Annotated in this window: 7 protein-coding genes; 1 reads left to right on the forward strand and 6 read right to left on the reverse strand. The window is 72.0% G+C overall.

The window, feature by feature from the left end; all coding sequences use genetic code 11:
• Positions 1-19: 19 nt before the first annotated feature.
• Together eccB and eccD are read right to left on the reverse strand one after the other, a co-directional pair.
• Positions 20-1,465 carry a type VII secretion protein EccB gene (eccB, locus tag AC0VX6_RS09970; protein ID WP_274977249.1) on the reverse strand — a complete coding sequence of 482 codons (1,446 nt, stop codon included), beginning with the start codon at positions 1,463-1,465 and terminating at the stop codon, positions 20-22.
• A 1-nt stretch (position 1,466) separates the two neighbouring features.
• On the reverse strand, positions 1,467-2,885 hold the full coding sequence (eccD, locus tag AC0VX6_RS09975; RefSeq protein WP_274977250.1) for a type VII secretion integral membrane protein EccD: 1,419 nt from the start codon (positions 2,883-2,885) through the stop codon (positions 1,467-1,469).
• Between the two features lie 213 nt (positions 2,886-3,098).
• On the opposite strand from eccD, the gene eccCa reads away from it, so the two are divergent.
• Positions 3,099-7,076, forward strand: a complete 3,978-nt coding sequence (gene eccCa / locus AC0VX6_RS09980; RefSeq protein WP_274977251.1) for a type VII secretion protein EccCa — start codon at positions 3,099-3,101, stop codon at positions 7,074-7,076.
• A gap of 69 nt (positions 7,077-7,145) precedes the next feature.
• Here eccCa and AC0VX6_RS09985 read toward each other — a convergent pair whose 3' ends face one another.
• From AC0VX6_RS09985 to AC0VX6_RS10000, 4 genes are all read right to left on the reverse strand, one after another.
• Positions 7,146-8,405: a S8 family peptidase gene (locus tag AC0VX6_RS09985; RefSeq protein ID WP_475468288.1), complete on the reverse strand. Its 1,260-nt coding sequence runs from the start codon at positions 8,403-8,405 to the stop codon at positions 7,146-7,148.
• 428 nt (positions 8,406-8,833) lie between these two features.
• A complete protein-coding gene (locus AC0VX6_RS09990; RefSeq protein WP_475468290.1) occupies positions 8,834-9,694 on the reverse strand; it encodes a toxin-antitoxin system YwqK family antitoxin in 861 nt (286 codons plus the stop codon).
• A complete protein-coding gene (locus tag AC0VX6_RS09995) occupies positions 9,681-9,875 on the reverse strand; it encodes a hypothetical protein (protein ID WP_475468291.1) in 195 nt (64 codons plus the stop codon). The genes AC0VX6_RS09990 and AC0VX6_RS09995 overlap by 14 nt, the downstream gene beginning before the upstream one ends.
• Entirely contained in the window at positions 9,872-10,528 is a 657-nt protein-coding gene (locus AC0VX6_RS10000) for a hypothetical protein (protein ID WP_475468293.1), read from the reverse strand. Before AC0VX6_RS10000 ends, AC0VX6_RS09995 begins: the two co-directional genes overlap by 4 nt.
• Between the last annotated feature and the right edge of the window lie 10 nt (positions 10,529-10,538).

Here is a 10,538-nt window from a genome sequence, read left to right on the forward strand (position 1 = left end):
GTCTCCTCGGTTCGTTCCATCAGGGGCATCCGGCGTCCTCGACCATCGGCGAGGACTCCAGCGGGAGGGCGGCCGCCTCCGGGTCGAGCACCGGCCCGGAGGGAAGCAGCCTCAGGAGTGAGGTCGGGACCGGAACGGCCTGGCCGGTCTGGTAGCCGAGAGCGGTCAGGGCGGCCTCGTCGACAACGGGGTACTTGGCCGCGCTGTCGGTGACGAGGTAGTGGGTGGTGGCGGCACCGCCGCCGCCCACGGGCTGGGCGGCGGCGAGGGAGCCCCGGCCGGAGGCGATGCCCACCAGGTCGGGGGTGGGGCACCCGGGGGCGATGCCGGGCCGCTCCTGCACGGGCCACGCCTCCACCCCGGCGGGGTCGTCCATGCTCACCGACAGGGAGCCGTCGGGGGCCAGCCGCAGGCACGGCACGCCCGCGCCGAGGCCCACCAGCTCCGGCGGGGCGGCGGGGTGGCGCTCCTCGCGCGGGCCTTGGCCGTCGGAGAGCCGGGCGTGCGCCTCACCGGCGGGCAGGGGCAGGGCCTCGGCGGGGGCGTCGGGGTAGGCGGCGCCCGCGACCTCCGGGTCGGCCAGCAGCAGCAGCGCCTGCGTCACGGAGAGCGGCACCAGACCGTCCCGGGTGAGCAGGTAGTGCTGGTCCTCCTGACCGGGGGTGGAGACCGCGAACACCTGTCCCACGCGCCGGGGCTCGCCCGACAACTCGCCCGCGTCCTCACCGGCGCCCGGGACCCCGGGCGCGGTCAGGTCCGGGCCGGTGGGCACGGTGTTGAGGAAGGCGGAGGTGACGGGCGGGGCGTCGCTCGTGCCGTAGCCCAGGGCCTGGACGGCGCCGCCCTCCTCGTCCAGGCGCAGGCGGGTGCCGTTCCACAGCAGGTGCGGTGCGCCGTCGGGGCCGGAGACCAGGACCGCCTGTTCGGCGGAGGGCTGGTTCGGGGCGGGGGCCGTGCCGACCACGAGGGCGGTGCGGCCCCGCTCGTCCTCCTCGCCCTCGGGCGGCAGCGCGCACACCCGCCAGACCGACTGCTCCAGCCCCTCGGTCGTGGGCAGGGCGTCGGGCGCGCCGGCGATGCCGACCGGGCCGCCCACGGGGACGCCCTCCAGTGAGTCGGCCGAGACCAGGCTCACAGCGGCGTCGGCGCCCTGGACCAGACGGGCGGAGGCCCCGTTGGCCACGGGACGCAGCGTGCCGGCCGAGTACAGGTAGGAGGCCCCGGTGTCGCGGTCCACGATCAGCCGCCCCTCCTGGCGCCAGCTGGTCGCGCCCCCGGGGAAGATCAGGCCGAACACGAGGAAGCCGATACACAGCACCGCGCCGATGGCGATGCCGATGTAGGTGCCGGTGCGGGTGCGGCGCATGGGGGCGTCGACCGCGTCGGGGTCGCCCTCCAGCATGGCCGTGCCCAGGCGGCCCACCGTGAAGTTGTGGGCCATCACCCTGTCGCGACGTGACTGCATGTCAGCCGCCGATTCCGCGCAGGAGCGAGAACACGCCGAAGATCGCCAGGACCAGGGGCACGATGGCCACCGTCAGCAGCGACTGGATGATCTCGGCGGCCCGGCCCCAGTGGGGCAGCGGCCGTGTCCCCGGAAGGTTCCACGACACCACCGCCAGGATCGCGGAGGCGGCGAACAGGCCCACCAGGGCGAGCGTTCGGGGTAGGGGGTCGGCCGTCCACACCACGACCAGGACCAGCACGGTCAGCCCGATCCAGGGAGGCGCGACCACGAAGGACCGCTGCCAGGCGCTGGCCAGCCCGCGCGACTGGAGGAGCATCACCAGCGACACGATCACGCACAGCGTGATCGGCACCCATCCGGGGGAGGCGCCGAGCACGACCAGGCAGACCGTCAGGACGGCGCCGGTGGAGGCGTACAGGGAGGTCTGGAACCGGTCGGCCAGCGCGGCGCGGTCCAGGACCCCGCGCGCGGGGTAGGGGTCGATGCCCTCCTGGAGCTGGTCGGGGTTGGAGGGCAGCGGCGGAAGCTTCAGGCCGGAGAGGCGGAAGGCCAGCTGGGGGGCGAACGTGCCCAGCAGCAGCGCGATCAGCGCCGTCAGCGCCGCCACGGCCGGGACCGTGGCGCCGGGGATGAACATCAGGGACAGCGCGCCCAGCGCGCACAGCACCTCGGCGGTGAACAGTCCGGCGAAGAAGGGCACCGAGCCCGCCACGGCGGCCAGGCCGAGCACGCTGGCCCCGGCGGCGGTCACCGCTCCCGTCAGGACCCGCGCTCCGGTCAGCGCGGTTCCGGGGTCGCCCGAGGGCACGGACGCTCCGGCCACCGCCATGTACAGGGTGGCCGCCGCGGCCAGGCCGGTGGCGGCGGCCAGGTCGCCCATGGCGCGCGAGGCGGCCCAGGCCGACAGCAGCATGAGGATCGCCGAGAACGCGGCGGACACCGCGGTCAGCAGGCCGGGTCCGCCGCTGACCAGGACGGCCAGGCCGGTGAACAGCACGACCAGGCCCAGCGCCTGGAGCAGGACGCGCGTTGCCTCGGGGCGCCACCGGTCGGGGCGCTCGCCCATGCCGGTCGCGACGCCGTCGGTCAGGTCGTCGAAGTGCACCGGCGGCAGCTGGTCGCGGCGGGGGCGCAGGTAGAGGGTCTCTCCGTGGCAGAGCCCCAGGGAGCGGAGGGTCTCGTCCTCCTCCAAGGGCTCGTCGCCCAGCTGCTGGAGGACCCAGCCGTCGTGCTCCAGTCCGCTCTCGTCCAGGTCCTCGCCGTTGTCACCCTCGGCGTAGAGCACGAGCGTGGGCAGGATCTCGGAGAGGGGGACCTCGGTGGGCGCCGCGATCTCGAAGGAGCGCTCGGGGGCGCGGATCAGCAGTCGGCACAGGTCCGGGGAGGCGGCATCGTTCATCCGGTGGGGGCCCATCATGAGGCGGGGTCGTGACAGGGGCGGAAGTGACGGTAACACTCCGACGACCCATTTTGGAGGTGTGTTGTTTTAAATTTTGGCGTCTGTCACTTTAGTTGGCAACAGTAGTGTTCTGCTTCCGGCGTCCGGTTCCGGACGCCGGTTACGGTCCCTGTTCCGATCCCGGCTTCCGGACCGTTCCCCGCTGTTCCCTGCAAGGGAGGACCCCGCCCCGTGAGTACGATCCTCGTCCGCCGTCCCCCGCGGCGTCCCGGGCCGGACCTGCCCTCGGGCGAGGTCAGCCTCCAGGAACCCCCGGAGCTGCCCGAACCGCAGGCCAACGTTTCGTCGGTGTTCACCTACCTGCCGATGGCCATGACCTCGCTGGCGATGCTCATGATGATCATCCGCCCCGGAAGGATGGGAGGCGGGGAGGGCAGCAACATCATGCCCTACCTCGCGGGCGGCATGATGCTCGTGGGCGCCGTGGTCATGCTCGGCGGCCAGTACCTGCGCACCATGCTGGAGCGCCGCCGCCAGCTCAACGACGACCGCCAGGACTACCTGCGCTATCTCAAGCAGATGCGCACCCGTCTGCGGGGGGTGGTCACCGAGCAGCGCGACGCGATGCTCTGGCGGGCCCCCCACCCCGACGCCCTGTGGTCGATCGTGCGCACCTCCCGGCTGTGGGAGCGCAGGGGCACCGACGACGACTTCGCCGAGGCGCGCATGGCCGTGGGCGAACAGGCGCTGTCCATGACCATCTCCCCGGTCTCCTCCAAACCGGTGGAGGACCTCGAACCCCTCAGCGCCCACGCGCTGCGCCGCTTCATCCGCGCCTACGGGACCGTCGAGGACCAGCCGGTCCAGATCTACCTGCGCGGCTACTCCCGCATCACCATGCGCGGCGACCTGGACACCAGCCGGGGACTGGTCCGCGCGCTCCTCGGCCAGCTCACCGTCTTCCACGCCCACGACGAACTGCGCGTGGCCGTGTGCGCCTCCGAGGAGACCCTGCCCCTGTGGTCGTGGACCAAGTGGCTGCCGCACAGCCAGCACCCCACCGCCCGCGACGGCGCGGGCCAGTCACGGCTGCTGTGCACGGACTCCATGGAGCTCGAACAGCTCATCCCCGACCTGGCCGACCGCCCCCGCTTCGACCCCACCGCCGCCCCCAGCCGCGAGGAGCCCTTCACCGTCATCGTCGTGGACGGCGGACGCGTCCCCCCGGGGTCGCGCATGCTGGGCGGCGGCTACCGCAACGCCGTCGTCATCGACGTCGCCGACCCGATGCCACCCGAGGACGACCCCTACACCCTGGCCCTGCGGGTGGAGACCGAACGCCTGGTGATGCTCTCCCGCGACAACAGCGGCCGCGACACCGAGGAGGTGCTGGGCAGGCCCGACACCCTGAGCCTGCCTCGCGCCACCTCCCTGGGCCGCCTGCTCTCGCCCTACCGGATCGGCATGGTCGTCGAGGTCACCGAGCCGCTCACCACCGACTTCGAGCTGACCGCGCTCCTGGGCATCCCCGACCTGCACCGGCACGACACCGAGCGCATGTGGAGCGAGCTGCACGAGAAGGACCGGCTGCGCGTGCCCATCGGCATGAACTCCGACGGCGCGCCGCTGGAACTGGACATCAAGGAGTCCGCGCTGGGCGGTATGGGCCCGCACGGCATGCTCATCGGCGCCACCGGTTCGGGCAAGAGCGAGCTGCTGCGCACCCTGGTGCTCGGCCTGGCCCTGACCCACTCCTCCGAGACCCTCAACTTCGTGCTCGTCGACTTCAAGGGCGGCGCCACCTTCATCGGCCTCGACAAGCTCCAGCACACCTCCGCGCTCATCACCAACCTCGCGGAAGAGGCCATCCTGGTGAGCCGTATGCAGGACGCCCTGCACGGCGAGCTGGTCCGCCGCCAGGAGCAGCTGCGCGCCGCGGGCAACTACAGCTCCGCCCTGGAGTACGAGAGGGCCCGCGAGACCAACCCCGACATGGAGCCGATGCCCACGCTGTTCGTGGTCGTCGACGAGTTCAGCGAGCTGCTGGCCGCCCACCGCGACTTCATGGACCTGTTCGTCATGATCGGCCGCCTGGGCCGCAGCCTCGGCGTCCACCTGCTGCTGGCCTCCCAGCGCCTGGACGAGGGCCGCATGCACCAGCTGGAGGGCCACCTGTCCTACCGGGTGGCGCTGCGCACCTTCTCCGCCATCGAGAGCCGGGGCGTGCTCGGCGTGCCCGACGCCCACCAGCTCCCCTCCGCCCCCGGCAACGGCTACCTCAAGACCGACACCGAGACCCTCACCCGCTTCAAGGCCGCCTACGTCTCCGGCCCCTACCGCGTCAAACGCCGCGCCTCCCGCAGGAACACCGTCGGCGGGGAGGTGGTGCTCTTCGCGGACACCCCCGTGGACACGGCCGCTCCCGAACCCGAGGAGCCCCAGGTCCAGGTGGAGGAGAGCAGCGAGTCCCTCCTGGCGATCGCCCTGGCGCGGATGGACGCCCTCGGGCCCGCGGCCCGCGAGGTGTGGCTGCCCCCGCTGGAGGCGCCGCCGCTCGTGGACGAGCTGCTCGCCACGGTCGGCGTCCGCCTGCCCCGGGGCGGCCTGGCCTGGCAGAAGGAGACGACCCTGCGCGTGCCGCTGGGGGTCATCGACCGCCCCTTCGAGCACAAGCGCCTGCCCCTGGTCGCGGACCTGTCCGGAGCCGGAGGACACGTCGGCATCGCGGGCGGCCCCCAGAGCGGCAAGAGCACCATGCTGGCCACGCTCATCCTCACCCTGGCGATGAGCAACACCCCCGCCCAGGTCCAGTTCTACGGGATCGACTGCGGCGGCGGCGTGCTGAACTCACTCAGGGACCTGCCGCACGTGGGCAGCGTCGTCACGCGCACCGACGAGCGGCGCATCACCCGCACCATCATGGAGATGAACGACATCCTCACCAAGCGTGAGGTCTTCTTCGCCGAGCACGGCATCGACTCCATGGGTACCTACCGCCGACGCCGCGCCGCCGGGGAGTTCGCCGACCAGCCCCACGGCGACGTCTTCCTCGTCATCGACGGCTGGGGCACCATCCGCCAGGACTACGCGGACCTGGTGGGCGCCATCGTCCAGATCGTGCAGCGCGGACTCAACTACGGCGTGCACGTCGTGGTCGCCTCCCCCCGCTGGGCCGACTTCCACACCTCCGTCCGCGACCTGATGGGCACCCGCTTCGAACTGCGCATGGGCGACCCCGTGGACTCCATGGTCCACATGCGCGCCGCGCAGACCGTGCCCAAGGTGCCCGGGCGCGGCATCACCGACACCAAGCACCACTTCCTCACCGGTCTGCCCCGCGCCGACGGAGACGCCGACTCGGTCACACTGTCCGAGGGCACGAACGAACTCGTCGACCGCGTGCGCGCCGCCTGGGACGGGCCGCCCGCCCCGCCGGTGCGCACCCTTCCCCCGATCCTGCACGCCCGTGAGCTGCCCGCCTCCAAGCTCACCAAGATGGGCGGCCTCAAGGTGCCCATGGGCCTGGAGAGCCGCCGGATGCAGCCGTTCTGGCACGACTTCGGCGTCACCCCGCACCTGCTCGTGGTCGGCGACACCGAGACCGGCAAGACCACGCTGCTGCGCCACATCACCAACGCGATCCGCAGCCACTACGGCCCGACCACCGCCCGGGTCGTGCTCGCCGACCAGCGCCGCCAGCTCTACGACGCCGTGCCCAAGGAGATGCAGCTGGGCTACGCGGTCTCGGGCGACAACGTCAAGGAGATGATGGCCGCCGCCGCGCAGGCGATGAAGGCGCGGCTGCCCGGGCCCGACATCACGCCCGACCGCATCCGCAAGCGCGACTGGTGGACCGGCCCCGAGCTGTTCATCCTCATCGACGACTTCGAGATGGTCTCCGGAAGCGGTCCCAACCCGCTGGCCCCGCTCCTGCCGATGCTCAGCCAGGGCGCGGAGATCGGCATGCACGTGGTGCTCGTGCACGCGGCGGGCGGTTTCAGCCGGGCCTCCGGCGACCCCGTCATCCGGTCGCTCATCGACTCCAACACGCCCAGCATCATGCTGTCCGCGCCGCCCTCGGAGGGCATGCTGTTCGGCAACATCCGGGCGCGGACGATGGCTCCGGGCCGAGCCCTGTGGATCTCGCGCCGCGACCCGGTGGAGGTGCAGCTGGCCATCGCCGAGGGTGCCGAGGACACCGAGGAGTGAGCCCCCGCGACGGGGACGGTCGGGGCCTGTGGGGCGCACCGGAAGGTGCGCCCCACAGGCCCCGACGCCTCAGCGCACCGGTTCGTCGGAGCGCATCGGCACCGGCTCGCCCGGGGCGGCGGCGCGCCACCCGCGCGCCTTCCCGAGCTTGTACACCGCCCCGCCCAGGACGCACAGCACGATGAGCAGGAGGGTCACGGACACTACGGCCGCCGTGGGCGGCGCGTCCACCGAACCGTAGGGGGAGGGGTCGGGGACGAATCCCTCGCCCGCCACCCCGGCGGGGGCTCCGCCCGGGGCGATGGCCATCGCCGCCAGCGGGTCCACCCTGCCGTGCCCCGACAGAGGGTCCGCGTCGCCCCGGGGGGAGGCGTAGGCCGTGGTGGTCAGCCGCTCACGCACCTGATCGGCGCTCAGGTCCGGCTCCCGCTCCATGAGCAGGGCCGCGGTCCCCGCCACGAACGCCGCGGCCACGCCGTCGCCCGCGGTGGCCACGTGGCCACCGCCCGGACCGGTCCCCACCACCCGGTCGCCCGGCGCGGTCAGGTCCACACGGGCCAGGTCGCCGCTGGGCAGGACCAGCGGCCCCTGGGCCATGGGCAGACCCTCCACGTCGTGCGCGGCCACGCTCAGCACCGACGCGTGCTGGGCGGGCTGGCCCGGCAGCGGCCCCCGGGAGGTGGGAACCGTCGCGGGTGCCACGACCAGGGCGTCGGACTCCTCTGCGGCGGCCACCGCGGACTCCAGGGCCGGGGACGCCTCCCACGTGCCCGTGCCCACCAGGACCACGCGGGCACCCGCCCCCACCGCGCTCTCTATTCCGGCGGCGATCTCCTGCGCCGAGGCCAGACCGGTCAGGGGGCTGCCGGTGGCCACGGCCGTTACCGACGCGCCCGGGGCCACCCCGACCAGGCCGCTGCCCTCCGCGGACCGGGCGGCGACCACCCCGGCCAGCGACGTGCCGAACCCCAGGCAGTCGGCGGACTGCCCGCCCTCCACGGCGTCGGCCAGCGCGGGGACGTCCCCGTCCACCTCCGGGGCCAGCAGCGCCACGCCCACCCCCTCGCCGGTGCTCAGGTCGTGGGCCCGCGACAGGCCGAGGAAGTGGTGCGTCCAGGGCCTCTGCTCCACGACGTCCCCGCCGGTGGCCGCGCACGGCTGGTTGTCGGCCTTGAAGGGGTGGACCTGCGCGAGCGAGACCGGGTCCTGGGGAGCCTCGGCCGCGGCCGGGGCCGCGGTGAGGGGTGCGAGGAGCCCGAGGGCCAGCGCCGCGGCGGCGGTGCGGCGGCGCCGGGGCCGGGCGGGTCCCGGATCGGTGTGTGCGGTCACCTGACGTGTGCTCCAGACTCTCAGGGGTGTCCTCGGGGCGCTTCGTACCCGGTGGGGCGGCCCGGACGGGGCGCGGGGGGCGTCGTCCCTTCGGAGGCCGCGCGCGGGGAGCGGGACGGGGGACCCGACCCTGCGCCAACCTCACGCGGAACGCCGGACCGTGAGGCGCGCCGTCGCGGAGCCTCTTCACCGCCGTTCCGTGGCGCCCTTCCGTGCGCGGGCGGCGCTGTGACCGCCGCCGTTGGGGCGCCGACCGTGCGGGCGGGGCCCGGACGGCAGGGCCGACTGCGGTAGCGTACTCGGTTTCCCGTGTACGTTCCATGAGCGTCCGGTGACCGGTCCGCGTCGTTCGCCTCCGGAGCGGGCCCCGCGGACGCGGGGACGGCGGCTCCGCGGCCCCGGCGCGGGAGCGCGGCCGCTCCTCAGAGTCAGGAGGCGGGGCGTTCCTCGCCGGTTTCGGGGTCGCGGACCAGGCGTGTGGGGGCTCTGCGTTCTTCGCGGGCGATGTTTCCGGTCTCGTCGAGTTCGCGGACGATGACGCGGTTGCCCAGGGCGTCGTGGATGGTCTCGCGCAGGAGCCGTCCTTGTTCGTCCCACTGGTGCCGGGGGCCGATGGGGCCGTGGGGGTGTTGGGTGGGGCCCTGGGCGATGAGTTTTCCGGTGGACGCCCAGGTTAGGGCGAGTCCGTCCTCGACGCCCTCGACGAAGGTGTGCATCCTGACCCGGTCCAGGCGGCCGTGGGTGACGGCTTCGCCGGTGTAGGGCGTGCCCTGGAACAGGACCCGGCGGCCGAGCCCCTCCACGTCTTCGGCGGTGAGTTCGTCGACATCGGGCACGACCAGGAACTCCTGGTGGGCGGGGTGGTGCATGGTCGCGGACACCCGTAGTTGGTGCCAGGCCAGGAACACTTTCCGGCCGGTGTGGGGATCGTGGGAGGCGAACAACCTCTGGTGTCGTTCCTCGGTGATGAGGTGGCCTGAGGTATCCCGGTTGCGGGTGACGCGTTGGTTCGCGAACGGGTCGTTGATGTGTTCGTACGTGAGTCTGCCTTTGTCCCAGCGGTGCAGTGGTCCTACCGGCATTCCTCCGGGGGAGGTGTGGTCCAGGGAGAGGAGTTGTCCGTCGTTGTGCCAGGCGAGTTCGGGTCCGCTCTCGATGTCCTCGATGAATGTCTGGGCGCTGGTTTCGGTTGTTCCCCGGGTGGTGGCTTGTCCGGTGAAGGGCTGGCCGAGGAGTGCCGTCCTTCCTCCTTCTGGGAATTCGAGGTCCCTGTGGTCAACCCTGCGCATAGGGGGGAGTCCAATCGGTGTCCACCACTTGGCGGTGGCCGGAGGCGTAGGTGGATTTTCCGGTGCGTGGTGCGGGTGCTCCCCAGGTGATCCAGGTACAGTTCGCGCAGCACGGGCAGCGCTCGCGCCCCCATGGATCCTTTTTGAGGGTGAACAGGTTGTCGATCTGGAAGTCGCTCATCCTGGCGTTGTTCCTGGCTCTGAGCAGTGCGTTGATCGCCTTGACCTCGGTGTGGCGATGGGGGCATCCGCCATGGGGTGGAGGTTTGTCTGCCCAGTGGGCCTCTTGTCCCTGTGTATCTCGTGGGGTCCGGCTTCGCGAATCGCGTTGATCCTTCTGGTGATTACTGGGTGCAGTCTGTCGGTCGGGACGGGTGAGGCGCCCTGCCTTCCGTTCATGCCTTCTGCGACGAGCCCGCTCACTCGGTCGATGACGATGGAGTTGACCGCTCCCGGTTCTCCTTCCAGATCGTTTTCGTTGGGGTTGGTCATGCCGTCGCGCCCGGGTTTCCACCATGGTTGGTTGGCGAGGTCAAATTTGATCTTTGTCTGGTTTTCGAGTAGGTCTTGGACCTCTTGGGTGCGTGCGTCCAGGAGTTTGAACTGGAGTTCTTCCAGGGGTTGTCCGTCGACGGTGATGATTTTTCCTGTGTTGTCTTTCGTGGCGCGTGAGTCGGGGATTTTACCGAGGATTCTTCCGTCTGTGAGGTTGCTGGAGAGGAGGTGGTTCTCCCCGGTGGTGTTTTCGAGACCGAATTGGTTGATGGCTGAGTTGGGGTCGCCTCTGAGGGCGGGGGCGCTGCTGCTTTGGGCGGCCGGTGGTGGGTTGACCACCGGTCCGGGG

It is taken from the genome of Nocardiopsis sp. iso_25 (genome assembly GCF_056173305.1).